Annotated in this window: 13 protein-coding genes and 1 tRNA gene; 4 read left to right on the top strand and 10 right to left on the bottom strand. The window is 62.4% G+C overall.

Going from position 1 to position 16,194, the window contains the following annotated elements:
* Positions 1-182 precede the first annotated feature (182 nt).
* Together DK391_RS34085 and DK391_RS34080 are read right to left on the bottom strand one after the other, a co-directional pair.
* On the bottom strand, positions 183-1,433 hold the full coding sequence (locus DK391_RS34085; protein WP_109482406.1) for a glycosyltransferase: 1,251 nt from the start codon (positions 1,431-1,433) through the stop codon (positions 183-185).
* A 100-nt stretch (positions 1,434-1,533) separates the two neighbouring features.
* On the bottom strand, positions 1,534-3,048 hold the full coding sequence (locus tag DK391_RS34080) for a hypothetical protein (RefSeq protein WP_109482405.1): 1,515 nt from the start codon (positions 3,046-3,048) through the stop codon (positions 1,534-1,536).
* Between the two features lie 412 nt (positions 3,049-3,460).
* On the opposite strand from DK391_RS34080, the gene DK391_RS34075 reads away from it, so the two are divergent.
* Both DK391_RS34075 and DK391_RS34070 read left to right on the top strand, forming a co-directional pair.
* Entirely contained in the window at positions 3,461-4,606 is a 1,146-nt protein-coding gene (locus tag DK391_RS34075) for an acyltransferase (protein WP_109482404.1), read from the top strand.
* Between the two features lie 96 nt (positions 4,607-4,702).
* Positions 4,703-6,016 (top strand): acyltransferase, encoded by a 1,314-nt coding sequence (locus DK391_RS34070; protein ID WP_109482403.1) that lies wholly within the window; start codon positions 4,703-4,705, stop codon positions 6,014-6,016.
* Between the two features lie 73 nt (positions 6,017-6,089).
* On the opposite strand, the gene DK391_RS34065 is transcribed toward DK391_RS34070, so the two are convergent.
* On the bottom strand, positions 6,090-7,349 hold the full coding sequence (locus tag DK391_RS34065) for a glycosyltransferase (protein WP_109482402.1): 1,260 nt from the start codon (positions 7,347-7,349) through the stop codon (positions 6,090-6,092).
* A gap of 318 nt (positions 7,350-7,667) precedes the next feature.
* Between DK391_RS34065 and DK391_RS34060 the strand changes: the two genes are divergently transcribed.
* Complete coding sequence (locus DK391_RS34060; protein ID WP_109482401.1) at positions 7,668-8,915, top strand: oligosaccharide flippase family protein; 1,248 nt, start codon at positions 7,668-7,670, stop codon at positions 8,913-8,915.
* Complete coding sequence (locus DK391_RS34055; protein WP_109482400.1) at positions 8,915-9,982, top strand: glycosyltransferase; 1,068 nt, start codon at positions 8,915-8,917, stop codon at positions 9,980-9,982. Before DK391_RS34060 ends, DK391_RS34055 begins: the two co-directional genes overlap by 1 nt.
* A 65-nt stretch (positions 9,983-10,047) precedes the next feature.
* Here the strand turns inward: DK391_RS34055 and DK391_RS34050 are convergent, their stop codons facing one another.
* From DK391_RS34050 to tolR, 7 genes are all read right to left on the bottom strand, one after another.
* A complete protein-coding gene (locus tag DK391_RS34050) occupies positions 10,048-11,208 on the bottom strand; it encodes a glycosyltransferase (RefSeq protein ID WP_109482399.1) in 1,161 nt (386 codons plus the stop codon).
* Positions 11,209-11,756: 548 nt separating this feature from the next.
* A tRNA-Lys gene (locus tag DK391_RS34045) sits at positions 11,757-11,832 on the bottom strand.
* 192 nt (positions 11,833-12,024) lie between these two features.
* Positions 12,025-12,774 carry a tol-pal system protein YbgF gene (gene ybgF, locus DK391_RS34040; RefSeq protein WP_109482398.1) on the bottom strand — a complete coding sequence of 250 codons (750 nt, stop codon included), beginning with the start codon at positions 12,772-12,774 and terminating at the stop codon, positions 12,025-12,027.
* Positions 12,775-12,789: 15 nt separating this feature from the next.
* A complete protein-coding gene (pal, locus tag DK391_RS34035) occupies positions 12,790-13,299 on the bottom strand; it encodes a peptidoglycan-associated lipoprotein Pal (RefSeq protein WP_109482397.1) in 510 nt (169 codons plus the stop codon).
* A 19-nt stretch (positions 13,300-13,318) separates the two neighbouring features.
* The gene (gene tolB, locus DK391_RS34030) at positions 13,319-14,611 is read right to left on the bottom strand and encodes a Tol-Pal system beta propeller repeat protein TolB (protein WP_109482396.1); all 1,293 of its coding nucleotides are present in this window, start codon (positions 14,609-14,611) and stop codon (positions 13,319-13,321) included.
* Positions 14,612-14,726: 115 nt separating this feature from the next.
* A complete protein-coding gene (gene tolA, locus DK391_RS34025; RefSeq protein WP_109482395.1) occupies positions 14,727-15,749 on the bottom strand; it encodes a cell envelope integrity protein TolA in 1,023 nt (340 codons plus the stop codon).
* Positions 15,746-16,192: a protein TolR gene (gene tolR, locus DK391_RS34020; RefSeq protein ID WP_109482394.1), complete on the bottom strand. Its 447-nt coding sequence runs from the start codon at positions 16,190-16,192 to the stop codon at positions 15,746-15,748. The genes tolA and tolR overlap by 4 nt, the downstream gene beginning before the upstream one ends.
* Between the last annotated feature and the right edge of the window lie 2 nt (positions 16,193-16,194).

Below are 16,194 nucleotides of genomic sequence, written 5' to 3'. Positions count from 1 at the left end.
GTTAGCCCGCTTTCTTTTGCCTACTTTTCTTTGCGGCGGCAAAGAAAAGTAGGTGCCGCCCCGCACAGGGGCGACGCGTGAAGTACTAACACCACATCGCGGACGCCAGCAAAAGCAAAAGCAAAAACAAAAACCTAAAATCAAAAGCAACAACAAACCCAAAGCCCGCGCAGCAAAAACCTTCAACTCACCGAAGGTTCCCGCTGCGCAGCAGCCTTCCTCGGCATCGCCCCAGGCGTATTCTGCGGCGACTGCTGCTCGACGCCCCTCGCCGCCGCAACAGTAACCTGCGGCTGCAACAACGCAGTCAACGAATCCACCATACTGGCAATCCCAAACCTCGCATCGAAGGTTCTACGCGCCTGCTCCCGCATATTCGCCTTCGCAGCAGCATCAAGCGAATGCCAGTTGAGCAGATTACGCTGCGTCCCATTGATCGTATCGCTGGAAACAAAGCCAGCGTGATCATTCTCGACCTCACGCCACACGCCAACCTTGTCGGACAGCAACACCGGCAACCCGCACGCCAGTGCCTCGGCCACAGCGACACCAAAATTCTCCTGATGCGAAGGCAGCGCGAATACTTCGCTGGCGTAAAAAGCTCCCCATTTCAGATCGGCCTGTAACATGCCCGGCCACGTCACCCGATCCTCCAGGCCGCACGAGCGCGCCAGCCCTTGCAGTCGCCGCTGCCATCCCGTCGCATCGGGACCGGCGATCACCAGATGCGCATCGGGATCCCGCTGGGCATGATCGGCGCACGCATGAACGAGCAGGTCGCAACCCTTCTTCTCGTGAATGCGCCCGAGAAACAGCACGATCCGCTTGCCGCGCAGATTCGGATACGCCTGCAGAAACGCTTCGCGCAGCGCCTGCGCGTGCGGCGGCGGCGCATTGGTGCCGAACGGCACGACCCGTTCATTCGCGCGATACAGCCAGAACGACTGACGCGCCAGCAGCCGCTCTTCCTCGGGCGTGTAGATCACGGCAGCAGCATCGCGCAGCACGCGATACTCCGCCCACGGCCAATACGCCCATTTCTTCAGATGCTTGAGCGGATAAGCATGCTTGAAATACGGATCGAGCATGCCGTGCGCGTACACGTAATACGGCACCTTCGATCTACGCAGCGCGCGCCACGCGCCATAGCCATGGTATTGCCACAGACCATGCACGATCACCGCGTCGAAGCGCTGCGCCTCGCGCGCAAGCCACGGCACGTAGGCGGGCGTGAAGCCATAGTAGTTGCGCCCCGGACCGAGCGCATGCACGGGCAACGGAAATTCGTGCACGTGCGGTGCGTCGGGTGCGTCGAGCGATGCGACCTCGATCTCATGACCCAGCGACGCCATCGCGACACCGCTCTGTCTCACACCTTCAGTCGGTCCGCCTGCCCGTGGATCGACTGTCGAAAGTAGATGAAGTATTTTCATTGGCGAATAACACGGTGTAGTGCGTGATGCTAAAAAAACCGGCACAGCCGGGCGATGAAGCGAGGTGATCAGCGTGATGCATGTGTTGCGTCAAGGCGCGTCACGCGGACGCCGGCATGCCTCGCTGACGCAGATCTCCTGCACGGTCTGCGTCGTACGTTTCGGTCTCCGTCGAATCCTGCAGCGCGCCGAGCGCTGCCGCCGCTGCGAACGGCGCCGGGCGCGTCGGCTGAACGGGCGGATGCGCAGGCGGCTGCTGCTGCGCGACGGCCGTCGCGCGCGCCGACTGCGGCGGCGTCACCGGGCCGACGCGCGAACGCGCCTTCACATCCAGCTCACGATGCAAACGACAATACGTCGCGACCGTCATACCGAGCGCGACGCCGAATACCAGTCCCGAGAAACGCGGCCCGAGCGGATTGCCGCCGATCGACATGGCAGGCAGCCCCGCGAGCAGCAGGATCGAGCGGCCGAACACGGGCAGTAGCGGCGCGCCCGGACTTTTTGCGCGCCATCGTCGATAGGCGAGCGCGCAGTGCGCGAGCACGACGATCACCGCCAGCGGCAGCGCAAGGCCAAATAGCAGCCCGCCCGCGAACAGTTGATACATCCAGAAGTTGTGGCCCGCGGCCCATTCGTGGATCGCGTAGAAATCCTTCTCGCTGATCTGGCCCGCGAGATCGGGCAGATATTGCGGCGAGTAGCGATAGTAATGACCGTAACCTTCGCCGAGCAGCAGCGATTGCGTCGAGGACGTCACCTGATCGAACTGGTCCTTGATTTCGGCCAGACGCGTGATGGTGGTCGGATCCTTGCCTGTCTGTGTCGCGGACGCTGCCGTGAAGCGCTGCATCCAGTGCTCGCTGACGGACGGCATGCTCAGCACCGCGGCCGCGCCGATCGCGCCGAGCACCACGCTGGCCAGGAACGCGCGAAACGCCGAGCGCATCAGATAGCGCAGCGACGGCGCGCTCATCCACGCAGCCATCATGAACAGCAAGACTGTGCCGACCAGCAGACTGCGCGTCACGCTGATCAGCTCGACTATCACGGTGCCGCCGAATACAGCGAGCATGAACGGCGAAAAACGCCGCGCCAGCACGAACTCGTGCAGCAGCACGCCTTGCAGGCCGAGCAGCGTCACCGAGACGATCCGGAAGCGCACATCGGCGATGCCGCCGATTCCGCCGCCCGTCGCAATGCCGAACACAAAGGTGAACACCATGCAGATCGTATTGGCCCAGAACAGCGCCTTTTCGAGCTGCGTGACGCGATGCTCGTGCCACGGATGACAGGCCAGCGCGTAGCCCAGCAGGAACAGCAGAAACGGCAGCACGACACGCAGATAATTGCCGAAATCGTTGTCCTGGACGAATTGCGCAACGAGACTGCCCGGCACGCTCAGCAACAGGCAGACGGTGACGAAGCGGCGTAGCGGTGAGCCCTGGCGAAAGCGCGGCGCGATGAAGATCAGCGCGAGCGCGGCAGCGAGCGTCGGCGCGACGAGCAGCACCTGGGTGGCGTGGCCCGAGTCTGCATCCGGCGCCTTGTAATCGAGCGCGAGGGGGCACAAGCACATCCAGATCCACAACGTAGCGTACTTGTTGTTGCGCATCGACGATTCTCCCTCTCGGTGCGGTGCGTGTGTTCATCGTGTCAGGGCGGTGCACGCCTCTGTTCAGTCTGAATATAAATGGATGGCTTACGGTGAAGTCCGGGGCAGGCGTAATACGCCTGGGTTCTGGCGGGGTCAAACGATGCGCTTCAAACGCTCTCGTCAGACGGTTTCACGCGGCCTGCGAGGCTGTCCGACAAGGACAGCAACTTGGCGTGTGAATGCGTGGCCGAGCAAGCAACATGGCGGCAGTAACGTGCGAAAAAGTGCCAGTTGGCGCGGCTCTGCGTGCCGCATGCAGCCGACGGCGGATCTGTGACGGTTCGATGGCGCTGACGCACGGCGTGGCAGTCGATCTTCGCATGGCGGCTCACGAACAACGATCAGCAAACGACGTCGAAGGGGAACAGGCATGAAGCTATTCGGCAGCGCGCAAGCGATGACGCGAGGCAGGTCGGTGGAGCTCGACTTCGTGCGCGGCATCGCGATTATTGCGGTGATGGGCTACCACTTCCATGTGAATCACACGGGTAGCGCGCTGATCTCGATCATTGAGTATCCGCTGAAAAGCTTTGGCCGCGAAGGCGTGAACCTGTTCTTCACGCTCAGCGGTTTTCTGGTCGGCGGGCTGCTGCTGCGGCAATACGCCGAGACGGGTCACATCGACGCGCGCCGCTTTATCGTGCGACGGATCTTCAAGATCTGGCCGGCGTACTACGTGCTGATCCTGTTCCATACGATCGTCGGCCGCCATCCGCTCGATTCGTTTCTCTGGCAGAACCTCACGCACCTGCAGAACTACTTCGGCACCTCGATTTCGCAGACGTGGAGTCTCGCTGTCGAAGAGCATTTCTATCTGTTCCTGCCCGCCGTGCTGCTGCTGTTCGCGCGCTGGAAAATGCGCGCGGGTTCGATCATCAGCGTGCTCGGCGGCATCTGCGTGATCGTGCTGATCGCGCGTTGCCTCGAAGTGGCGGGCGGCGATCTGCAGGCCGCATTCTTCTACACGCAATATCGCATCGACAGCCTGCTGTACGGTGTGATTCTCGCCGCGATCTACTGGATGAAGCCGGAGGTGTATCAGGGCATCGCGAAGCGCACGTACTGGCTGCTGGCGATCGTGGCCGTGCTGGTCGCGTGGCTCGTGCTCGCCATCCGGAACGAACCGCTCGACGAAAGCATCGGCTACACGATTCAGGCCATCGGCTATTGCGCGTTCATCGTGCTGATGCTCGAGCACTCGGGCAAGGCGCGCGAGTCGCTCGCGTATCGTGCCGTCGCCTGGCTCGGCGTGTACTCATATGGCATCTACCTGTGGCATTCGCTCGCACTCGCACCCGGCGATCTGGTGATCCGCAAGGCGACAGCAATGGGCTTGCCGCCCGCCGCGATCTGGTTCATCGCGCTGGCTGCGCAGGCAGCCGTGGCGATCATTGCGGGCTACGTGATGACGCGTGCCGTCGAGTATCCGTTCCTGCGCTTGCGCAACGCGCTGTTCCCGGCCAAGCGCAATGCGTCGGTGCGGGAGGAAATGCCCGTCGGCGGGCAGCTGTCCTGATTCCGGCGCATTCAACGCTGTATTCCATGCTGTAACGTACTGCACCCATAGCGTGCGATGACGGGCGGTCCAAACCGCCCGCAGGGGAGAATTTGCGTGAGCTTCACAGGATCGCTGACATGGCTTGACCGTATCGGCAGCCGCTGCGTGGAGCGGACCCGCGTGAACGCGGCGGGCGCGACCGTCGCGCATGTCCCGTCAGTTGCCGCCACCACGTCCATCGCGAAGACCGCGGCACGCGACGATGCCCGCGTCGCAGCACTCGACGCTGGCCGTGCGCTGGCGATCGTCGGTGTGATACTCGTGCATCTCGCGCTCTTCATGCCCGCGCTGCCGCCGTGGCTGCAAGCCGTCTCCGACATGGGGCAATACGGCGTGCAACTGTTCTTCGTCATCAGCGCCGTGACGATCATGCTGACGCTCGAAGAAGAAACGAAGCGCTTCGGCGACGACCGCTCGCTGATCGCGCGGCGCTTCTACGTCAAGCGGTTCTTCCGCATCGCGCCGCTGTACTACGTCGCGATTGCCGTGTACTCGCTCGGCAATCAGCTGGCGGCGCATTTCGGCACCCAGGTCACGGCACCCCATGGTGTCGCCGATGTCATTGCGAATCTGCTTTTCATTCACGCGTGGCTGCCGAGTGCCGTCAATACGGTGGTGCCAGGCGGCTGGTCGATCGGCGTGGAGATGTGCTTCTATCTGTTCGCGCCGCTGATCTTCGTCGCAACGCGCACGCGTCGCGGCTTGTGGCGCGCGTCGCTGGTGCTGCTGGTGTTCAGCGCGCTCATGCTGATGGCGGGCGCCTGCAGCGACGCTGTCTGCACCGTCGAGAACAACTCCTTCCTCTACTACTGGCCGCCGACGCAGTTGCCATGCTTCGTGGTCGGCCTGGTGCTCGCGCGCTACGGCAAGCGGCTGCTATTGCGCGACGGAATCAGGCTGACGATGTTCGGTGTCGTGTGTGCACTTGCTGCCTGCGCGCTGCTGGTGGCGCTGCTGTATGCGACGGGATCCGGGCTGGGTTTCGCGCATTGGCTCGCACCGACCATCGCCGCGTGTGCAGCAGCCGTTCTCTTGCTGGTGCTCGCGCAACTGCCGCGACGCTATCCGGGCGCGCGACTGGTCGCTGCGTTCGGGCAAAACAGCTATGGCCTGTACGTCTGGAGCTTCATCGCGATTCTGACGGTGCGCTTCGCGTTGAAGACGCCGCTCGATGCGCTCGATCACCGTATGCCCGTCGCAGGTTTCATCGCCGCTGCTGTGTTCGCGTGTTGCACGAGCTACGTGGCCGCGCGGATCAGCGCGACGCGTATCGAACGGCCTTGCGCACAATGGGCGCGGCAGATGCTGCTGCCGCGCGTGGCGCGTGAGAAGCGGATCGAAGGGGTAGGCGGCGAAACGTCGGAGTGAATGTCAGGGCAGCGCGTATGCGATGACGGGACGGCATACGCGCGTGCATGCAGTTGCAACGCGCGTTGCCGTGTCAGACGCGTGCTTCGATGGCCGCCGTGATGGCCTGACGCAGGGTGTCCTTGAACTGGCCGAGCGTATTGCGCGCGAGCAGATGATCGAGAGGACGCTGATGCTTTTCGCCGCGCTCCCACTGCGCGGCGATCTCTTCGAGCGCACGCGTGATCGATGCCGCCGACAGATCGTCGAGACACGGCCCGAGTTGTCCGCCGCGGCAAAACCAGCCGATCAATCCATCGCTCGTCGCGATCACCGGTTTGTCGAAACGGTAGGCCTGCACGAGCACGCCGCTCATACCGTAGTGGCCCTTGTAGCCGAGCCAGACGACATCACACGCCGAGAACAGATCGCGCTCCATCTCGTTGGAAATGAAGCGATCGAGGATCACAGGCGCAGGTTTCAGGATCGGGATGAACGCGCGCATGAAGCCGCGCGTCTCCGGGTCCTGTTCGCCTGCCAGCAGCAGCGTCGGCGCGTCCTTCATGCCAGCAAGTGCTTCTGCCAGCTCGCAGATGCCCTTGCGTTCGGTAATCGAGCCATAGACGAGCAGATAGCGGCCAGCGGGATCGAGATCGAGCCGCTCGCGCGCGACGAACATATCTTCGGGCTTCACATCGGGAAACGGATCAGCGATGTATTCGACGGACGCGCCATGTTTCGGCTTTTCACGGCCAATCCATTCGGGCAGCGTAGGATCGATCGACAGCAGCGTGCGCAGTCCTTTCGTATGCACGGTGCGTCGGAACAGCAGCGATTTGAGCGTATTGACGAGCGGCCGTCCAGGCGTGCGCACACCCACCTTGCGATGATGGAAGGTCGCGCGCATCGTGATGGCGATCCACGGCGTGCGGCCGAACGGCGTGCCGAGCAGCGGCAGCGCGTGAAAGAAGTAATCGACATACGGCACCACCACCAGACGCACGCGTTCGGCGTGCTTGACGGCGTCGTAAGCGCGTTTGAAATAGGCATGAAAGCGCGCGTAGCTGATGCGCTTCAGGCCACGGCTGTCGCGCTTGCTCTCCGTATCGACGAACGCGATCTGCAGGTCTTCGCGCCGTGCCGACATGATCTCGCGCGCGAGGCGATGATCCTCGTTCGAGCTTTCGGTGACGACCAGCACGGGGTAGCCTGCTTCGAGACAGGCTTGCGCGATCCATTCGACATATCGCCACCGATGGCCCGTGAAATTCGGCTCGATGATGACGACATAGCCGAGTCTCGCGGCATCGGCGATTGGAGCATCCACAGGCAGGAGATGAGTAGCGCGTTCCATGGCGATCTTATAGAGCAGCCTTGCGGTCACCTTAGCATTACGCTTGCGGCGTGAACCGCCAATTTCGCCATTTGTTTGGCGACAACAGACAGTCCGAAGGGGCAGGTTGCCGAATCTGACTGACAGATGGCGTCCGTGCGCGAGTATGGCGAGGTAACTTGAGGGACGGCGTGCGCGAGCCGGTGGCGAGGTTGTGGCTGCCGCAAGCGCGGGTACAGGCAACGTGTTGCGGCAGCATGAAACAGCGGGCCGTTTGCAGGGGATGGGAGACGCGCGCAACTCGCGCAGGCTCTCGCAGTCGTCAACAGGAGAAGAAGATTGCGGACGATGAGGCTACCGGCGTTCTCGTTCAGGGCGGGCCTGGGTTCGAGTGCAGCGACATGGGTGCTGTTGCAGCAGGTGTTGATGCGCGGGCTCGTTGCCATCAAGTTTCTCGCCATCGGCCGCATCCTCGGGCCGGAGGCGATCGGCAGCGTGAGTGTCGCGCTGCTTGCCGTCGCGATTGCGGAAGCGATGTCGGATACCGGGCTTTCGCAGGCGGTGATCCAGGGGCAGGCCGCGCCGACGCGCGATGAGCTCGGCGCCGTCTGGACGACGCTCGCGACTCGCGGCCTGATCATCGGCGTGGCGCTGGTTGCCATTGCGCCGCTGATGAACAGCCAGTTCCATCTGGGCGGCGCGCTGCTGCTGTTGCAACTCGCGGCGCTTCTGCCGCTGTTGCGCGGTGTTGCGTCGCCGGCGTATTACGTCGTGCAGCGCGAGCGGCGCTTTCAGCATGTCGCGCTGATCGAAGTCTCGGCGGCGTTCGTCGATTGCTGCTGCGGCCTGGCGCTCGCGTTGATGGGTGCGGGCGCGTATTCGGTGCTGCTGGGGATGATCGTCGGTGAATCGCTGAAGACGACGCTCACCTGGGTCACGATGAGTCCGCGTCCGCCGATCCGGCTGCGCTGGTCGGGCATCGGTCATTACATTGGCTTTAGCCGCTGGATCTGGGCAGGCAGTGTCGTCAACCTGGTCCTCAACCAGTTCGACAAGGTAGTGGTCGGCAAGCTGCTCGGACCGGCACAACTTGGCGCGTACCAGATGTCGTCGCGGCTCGCGCAGATGCTGCTCGCCGATGCCGCCATCGCGATGTCACAGTACCTGTTTCCGACTTTCGCGGCCCGGCATCGCGCCGATCCGAATGCTGCTGCCAAGCTGTTCAAGCGCTATATCGGCTTGATCGCGCTCGGGCTGGTGGTGGTCGTGATCGTGCTGCGGCTGGCCGCGCAACCGCTCTTTGCGCTGATTCTCGGGCCGGCCTGGCTGCCTGCCGTGCCGCTCTTCAAGATCTTCGTGATCAACATGGCGATCGGCGCACTGATCGCGGTGCTGGTGTCGTATCTGCGGGCGGTCGGCGATGCGAAAGCGACCACGCAGGCGTCTGTCATTCAGGTGTTCGTGCTGCTCGCCTGCGTGCCGCCCGCGACGCATTACTGGGGCGTGACGGGCATCGCATGGGCGATGACGGTCGGTCTCAGTTCTGCTGCTTCGTGGATGGTGTACCGCACCGCAAGGGTGATGTGATGCGGATACTCCATCTCGTGCTGGAGCCGCGACTATCGGGCGCTGAAGTGCTGGCGAAAGATCTCGCGATTCTTCAGCAGCGCGAGGGCAGTGTCGTCGGCGTGACGGCGCTGATGCCCGAGCGGCCCGATTTCGCGCCGTTCACGCGCGAGTTGCAGAGTCATGGCGTGGCGTGCGCGTTTCCGGCGAAGCGCGCGAGCCTGCCGGGCAAGCTGATGCACCTGGCGGGCGTGCTGCGGCGTTTCCGGCCCGACGTGGTGTTCGCCCATGCAACCATCCCTGCGTTCTACGCACGCGCGCTGCCGAGCCGCGTGCCCGTCGTCTACGTGATGCATTCGGCCGTCAACGATTTCGAGCGCAAGCTGTTTCGCAACGTCGAGCGCGTGTTGTCGTCGCGGGCGCGGGCGGTGATTGGCGTGTCGCCAGCGAATGTGCGCGACTACAACGATTGCGTCGGCTCACATCCACTCGTGACGCTGATTCCAAACGGCGTCGATACATCCCGCTTTACGTTCGACGACCGTCCGCGCGCCAGCGATACACCGCCCCAGATCGTGCAGATCGGACGCTATACGTCGGTGAAGAACCAGTTGCAGACGGTGCACGCGTTTCGCGAAGTCGCCGCGCAGGTGAACGACGTGCGGCTGCAACTGTATGGCGTGATCGAAGATCCCGCTTATCTCGCTGCGATCAAGGATCTGGTGAAGAAGCTCGGACTCGAAGAGCGCGTGAGCGTGGACGGTCCGATTTCGGATGTGAGCGGCGTGCTGCGCGCGTCGAACGTGTTCGCGATGCCGTCGCGCTCGGAAGGGCACAGCATTGCGTTTCTGGAAGCGCTCGCGTCGGGGATTCCTGTGGTCGCGAGCACGATTACGCCGTTCCAGTTCGCGAAGACTTTGCCCGCTGTTCAACTCGTCGATACCGATGACACTGCCGCCTATTCAGCCGCGTTAGTGGCCGCGCTGGCGCAGAGGAAAGTGCCGAGATCGCTGGCGGGGCTGACGCTGCAGGATACGGCGCAGCGTTACCTCGCGGTGGCGCAGCAGGTGATCGAGGCGAGGGCTTAGGTTGCTTTAGGGTACTTCAGGTTACGCTTGCGGATCGCTGAGGACGCAGGCGTGGCCGGTAAGCGCTACGGCTTCAACGAAGCCCGTACGATTTCCGCCAGCTTTCTGCCAAGCGTCGGCGAATTAAGCTGCTGATACTTCGAATAGGCCGCTGCGCCGGCTGCGCGCATCGCATCGGGCGGCATCGTCCATACGCGGCGCAACGTATCCGCGAGCGCATCGACGCCGCCTTCACGCGGATAGAAGAAGCCCGTGCTGCCTTCTTCGACGTAACCCGGCTCGGGGCCCATGTGGCGCTGCAATTCGTCGTGCACGAGCGGCGGCAGGCTAAGCCCGAACATATGCACGACGCTCAAACCGGCCGCACCCGGATAGCAGCCGATCCGGCATTGCCGGCTGATCGCTGCAATGCGGCTCTCATCGAACACGGGTCCGTACCAGACGATATAGTCGCGGTCGCCATACATGCGCTTGAGCAGCGCGCTGTGCTTGCCGCCGCCGACAAGATGCAGCGTGATCTCGTGATCCTCATTGCGCAGCCGGCCGACGGCTTCGATCAGGGCATCGACATTCGAGTCGTCGCGCAGCCGTCCAAGGAACAGGATGCCTGTCTCCTTGCCCGACTTTTCGGCGGGAGCGACGGTGTGTTCGACGGTCAGCGAGTTATCGGCCACGATCAGTTTCCCGGAAGGACAACCTATGCTCTCGAGCGAGCGCTTGGACGCATCGGTGTAGCAGATGTATTGGGTGGAGAGCGCGACGGCGACCCGGTAGCACAGCCCGCGGATCATGCCGACATCTTCTTCGTGCTTGTAGAGACCCTGTCCGTGGATCAGCACGGGGATGCGCATCGCGCGGCCTGCCATCAGCGCGAGCCACAGCGACAGATAGCGGATATCCGCGAACATCAGCACGGCAGCGGGGCGCTCGCGCACGATTCTCCCGACGACTTCCCGCTGCATGTTGATGCCCGGCGAGAAGACGTGATTGATCTCGGTTTCGACGAACTCTGCGCAGGCGGGCTTTTCGCGCGAAAAGCCATTCGACTCCATGCCCGCCGAACTGGCGAACAGCTTGACCGAGAACAACCGGTTCAACGACTCGACCACTTCCATCCGGTAATGAGCAATCAGCGGCTGCACGTAGAACACGGTCCGCTTGTCAGCGGCGAGTGTGCTCTTGCCCAGCGACGCAGTACTCCAATCGGTAAGCAGTTTGTCGGTCACCGGATCAACCCTTTGCAGGTTAGTGATGCGCTGATGATTGAAGGTCGCTTGAATTATGCAGTAGACAATTCGCTTACGCGGATTAATTGGCTGAAATTGACTACGGAGAGAGGATGATTGTCGGGAAAGTACTATTTTTTCTGAATCCCGTTTGAATTATCGCTGAAGCGGTGCGTTCATTTCCTGTAATGCATACGTCTGGTGCAAGCCAGGCAAGGCTTTGAGGGGAGAGAAAATGTGTCGGGCATCACGCGACGCATACCTCGAAAATATAATCTTTGCAGCCCGGATTCCGATTTAATTACGGCTTTTTATTGACGCGCTAATGGATTTTGCAATTGAGGCAAAGCAGTAATTTTGGCGGAATGTTAATTGAATGAAATCCGGATGGGTAATTTTTTCGTGTGAGCAGGGCGGAGGTTGAGAAGCTGCGAGGACTGCGAGAAGAGAGACTTCGCGGGCGGCGCTCAACCGGACATGCAGCAACGCGATGACGGCAATGCGCAAATGAAAAGGGCTTAGCCGAAGCTAAGCCCTTTGAAATCTTTTGGTAGGCCGTACGTGACTCGAACACGTGACCAACGGATTAAAAGTCCGCTGCTCTACCAACTGAGCTAACGACCCAAAAGAGAAGCGGGATTATAACGTCGAAGCGCAAAGCTGTCAACGAATCGCATTACAGCCGCAAGCAAAAGAAAAGCCCGAAACCGTGAGGTTCCGGGCTTTCCGGCGAGAGGCGCGTATCGGTTGTTGAAGCATCGATACTGCGTTACTGCTTCCATCTACATCACCCGGCTCGCGCCGGGCGCTACAACATCACTTGATCTGCGACAGCTTGCTTTGCGCCGACTGCGCGACATCGGAGCCGCTGTACTGCGCGACGATCTGTTCGAGCGTCTTCTTTGCGGCTGCCTTCTGACCTTGTTCGAGCTGGTTGTTCGCGATGGCGAGCAGCGCCTCCGGCGCGCGCGGGTGCTGCGGATACTTCTGCACGATTCCTTGCCACACGGAAGTCGAGCCCTTGTAATCTCGCAGCGCATAGAGCGCGTTGCCGAGCCAGTATTGCGCCGTGGGCTGGTACGGGCTCTGCGGATACTTCGTGATGAAGCTGCGGAACGAGGCCGCTGCATTCTTGAAGTCCCCGCTGCGGAACTGCTGTGAAGCCGCGTTGAACGCGTCCGTTTCACCCGGCTGCACGGAGCCCTCGACGCCATCGACAGTCTGCTGCTGCGGCTCGAACTTCTTCAGACGACCATCGAGATCGCTGTAGTAGTCCTTCTGCTGCTTCTGCAACGTGGCGACCTGGTTGGCGAGATCTTCGTTCTGTCCACGCAACGTCGCGACCTGCTGGTTGAGCTGGTCGAGACGGTTGGACTGATCGAGGATCGTGCGTTGAGCCGCCGACAGCTGGCCCGACAGACTATCAGTCTTGGTGCGCAGATCGAGGATCGCCTGGCGAGCCTGATCGTCGTCGAACATGCCGGCGTGAGCGGGCAGGGCCATCACGGCCGATCCCGCGACGCAGGCGGCTGCGGCCATGCGCAGCCAGGAGAAACGGTGCGTCATACGGCTTGTCACCTATTACTGTTGATAGACGAGATCAGCGCGGCGGTTTTGCGCCCACGATGCTTCGTCATGACCCGTAGCTTGCGGCTTTTCCTTGCCGAGGCTCACGGCTTCCATTTCCGAATCCGGCACGCCGAGCAGCGACAGCGAACGGCGGACAGCTTCAGCACGCTTCTGGCCGAGTGCCAGGTTGTACTCGCTCGTGCCGCGTTCGTCGGTGTTGCCCTGGATCAGGACGTGACGTTGCGGATGGCTCTTCAGGTACTGTGCGGGTTGCTGCAGCAGCGGCTGGTAGTCGTCCTTGACCGAGTAGCTGTCGAAGTCGAAATAGATGCTGCGCTTGGCCAGCGGGCTATTCGGATCGTTCAACGGATCGACGTTGACGGTGGCGACATCGTTCGGGTTAGGTTGCGCGCCAGTTGCGCCCCCCTTGTTGGCGTTTTCGTCGAGCTTCACGCCCGAATGACACGCAGCCAGTACACCGACCATACCCACGGCAAGCGCGATACGAAGTTTGGACATCATGCTTCACTCTCCTAGTGTGTTATTGCATAAACGGGCCCCAGGAAGGCTCGCGTACGCTGCCTCCCTGAACGGACAGGACCTGCCGCGTCCGACCATCTGTCGATACTGCGGCCAACACGCCACGGCCGTTCACCTGAGTGGCGTAAAGAATGTACTGACCATTCGCCGCGAAGCTGGGCGATTCGTCATGTGTGGTGTCGGTGAGCGCCGTCGCGACGCCCGAACCCAGATCCTGGATATACAGCTTGAAGCCCCCGCCCGAGCGCGAGATGTAAGCGAGCTGTTTGCCGTCCGGGCTCACGCGCGGACTCGTATTGTAGTTGCCCGTGAAGGTCACGCGCTGCGCGCCGCCCGCGGACTCGCCGCCGACCGGCATCTTGTAGATTTGCGGCTGACCGCCGCGGTCGCTGGTGAAGTAGATCGACTGGCCGTCAGGAGAGAACGACGGTTCGGTATCGATCGAGCTGCCTTGCGTCAGGCGGCGCAGGCCGCTGCCGTCGGCGTTGACGGCGAAAATCTGCGTGTTGCCCGTGCGTGACAGCGCGACGGCCAGCGTGCGGCCATCAGGCGACCATGCGGGCGCACTGTTGTTGCCCTTCTGGTCCGACACGATCACACGGCGGCCCGTGGGCAGATCGTGAATGTAGACGATCGGCTTCTTCTTCTCGAACGACACATACGCGACCTTCGTGCCGTCAGGCGACCACGCCGGCGAGATGATCGGCTCCGGGCTCGACAGCGCGATGTGCGCGTCCTGGCCGTCGGAATCGGAAATCTGCAGCTGATACTTGTTGCCGACCTTGATCACGTACGACAGACGCGTAGCGAACACGCCGCGGCCGCCCATCAGCTTCGCATAGATGTAGTCGGCGACCTTGTGCGCGCTCATGCGCAGACCGCTTTCCGGGCTGACCAGTTCGAGGCCGCCGAGACTTTGCTGGTTGACGGTGTCGTACAGCTTGAAGCGCACCTGATACTGGCCGTTCGGCAGCTTGGTGACGCTGCCGGCGACGAATGCGTTCGCGCCCTTTGCCTTCCACGCGCCGAGATCGACGGAATCGCCTTCCGAAACGGGGGCGCTGCCGGCATCGATGTTGGTGAATTTACCGCTGCGCTGAAGATCTTGGCGGACGATCGTGCTGATCTGCTGGGGAGAATTTGCCTCGTTGGCAAAATTTGCCGTGGCAATCGGGAACTGGGTGGACCCGACGCCCGTCACGAGGACGTTGAGTTGTGCATGGGCGGCTCCGCCAGCGGCGATAAGGCACGACGCTACGAGCGCCCGCAGGCCTAGCTTGGTCATCAAACTCATTCTGTATAGATTCCCCAAAAACGGATTTCTAACAATCCACGACTACGAACAGACCGGCTTGAGCAGAAATCGTTCCCGGTCCGCCCGCGCGAGCGCGCGAACCGTAAACGACCTGTCAGGCGGCCGGACGCAGCGTGATCTTAAAGCTGCCGGGCGTTTTACCGTCGATATCCTGCGGCATCGGATCCGAGCGCTGGACCGCGCGCAACGCGGCGTCATCCCACGCCTGGTTGCCGCTGCTGCTGACGATCGTCGCGCTCAGCAGGGTGCCTGTCGGCGAACAACGCACGGCGACCACGGTTTGCAGGCCCGACGTATCGCCCGACCAGACGATATTCGGCCTCACGCGGCGCTGGACTTTCTCCGCGTAGCCCGGCGACGCTGCATTGCCACCCGAACCCGTGCCCGTGCCGCTCTTCGCGAGACCGTTGCCCGTCGCGCCTTCACCGCCTGCCATACCCTGCATGGCCGCAAGACGTTGACGGCGTTCCGCGTCGAGCTTCTTCGCGGCTTCGGCCTGCGCCTGGGCGTGTGCGGCAGCCTTGGCCTTCGCGGCCTTCGCCGCGTCAGCCTTGGCCTGCGCTTCGGCTTGCGCCTGCTTCGCTTCCTGTTCCTTCTGCTGCTCTTCCTGCTGCTTCTTCAACTGGTCCTGCTTCTGCTGGGCGAGTTGCTGCTGCTTGAGCTTGTCCGCCTGCTGCTGTTGCTGCTTTTGCTTTGCAGCGGCTGCTGCCGCAGCGGCCTGATCAGCGGCAAGCTGCTGCTGGCGCTTCGCCTCGGCTTCCTGCTGAGCCTGCAGCTTCTGCTGACGCTGCTGCTCGGCAAGCTCGGCCTGACGCTGCGCTTCCTGTTGTTTACGCTTCTTTTCCTGCAGCGCGATGTCGGCCTGTTCGTCGCTCACCTGCGGCGCGGGTCGTACGGGAGCGGGCGGCGGCGGTGGGACAGGGCGGGGCGTCGGCACGTCGGGTACTTCCGTCCACAACTCGGCTTCGGCGCCCGCGGGCGTGCTGTTCTGCCAATGGATGCCGTGATACAGGAAGAAGCCCAGCAACACGTGCATCAGCGCGGCGAGCGCGCACGCGCGCCACGTGCCGCGCTCGCGCGGCGGTCGAAGCGGATAGGCGTTTTTCTGGCGGGTCATTGCGATTTGACGAGCAATCCAACGCGCTTGACGCCACGAGCCTTCAGGTCGGACATCACGTTCATCACGACTTCGTACTTGACGGTTTTGTCCGCGGCGATCACGACGGGCTGGTCAGGATGCGAGGCCTGACGGTCGGTGACGAAGCTGCGCAGATCGGCCTGCGTCATCGTCTCCTGCTGGGTCGCGCCCGAGTCGTCCGTGTACTTGACGCTCATGTTGCCGTCCGCCTTGATGTTGACGACGACGGGCGGCGTCTGCTGTTGCGGCGCGGCGCCGCCGACAGTCGGCAGATTCACGATCGACGGTGCGACGAGCGGCGCCGTCACCATGAAGATCACGAGCAGCACGAGCATCACGTCGATGTAAGGCACGACGTTGATGTCGGCCATCGCGCGGCGCGAGCGGCTGCCGCGCATGCTGGAACGGGCTGAACCGGCCATCG

The sequence above is a fragment of the Paraburkholderia sp. C35 genome, assembly GCF_003121405.1.
Lineage (GTDB): Bacteria > Pseudomonadota > Gammaproteobacteria > Burkholderiales > Burkholderiaceae > Paraburkholderia.
This window is presented reverse-complemented; position numbering and strand designations above follow the sequence as displayed.

What these genes read in the sequence shown, in the direction of transcription:
- DK391_RS34080 (WP_109482405.1), bottom strand. Translation starts at nt 3,048, where the DNA reads ATGCGCAACAACAAGTACGCTACGTTGTGGATCTGGATGTGCTTGTGC.
- tolA (WP_109482395.1), bottom strand. Translation starts at nt 15,749, where the DNA reads ATGACCCGCCAGAAAAACGCCTATCCGCTTCGACCGCCGCGCGAGCGC.
- pal (WP_109482397.1), bottom strand. Translation starts at nt 13,299, where the DNA reads ATGATGTCCAAACTTCGTATCGCGCTTGCCGTGGGTATGGTCGGTGTA.
- tolB (WP_109482396.1), bottom strand. Translation starts at nt 14,611, where the DNA reads ATGAGTTTGATGACCAAGCTAGGCCTGCGGGCGCTCGTAGCGTCGTGC.
- DK391_RS34085 (WP_109482406.1), bottom strand. Translation starts at nt 1,433, where the DNA reads ATGAAAATACTTCATCTACTTTCGACAGTCGATCCACGGGCAGGCGGA.
- DK391_RS34065 (WP_109482402.1), bottom strand. Translation starts at nt 7,349, where the DNA reads ATGGAACGCGCTACTCATCTCCTGCCTGTGGATGCTCCAATCGCCGAT.
- tolR (WP_109482394.1), bottom strand. Translation starts at nt 16,192, where the DNA reads ATGGCCGGTTCAGCCCGTTCCAGCATGCGCGGCAGCCGCTCGCGCCGC.
- DK391_RS34075 (WP_109482404.1), top strand. Translation starts at nt 3,461, where the DNA reads ATGAAGCTATTCGGCAGCGCGCAAGCGATGACGCGAGGCAGGTCGGTG.
- ybgF (WP_109482398.1), bottom strand. Translation starts at nt 12,774, where the DNA reads ATGACGCACCGTTTCTCCTGGCTGCGCATGGCCGCAGCCGCCTGCGTC.
- DK391_RS34055 (WP_109482400.1), top strand. Translation starts at nt 8,915, where the DNA reads ATGCGGATACTCCATCTCGTGCTGGAGCCGCGACTATCGGGCGCTGAA.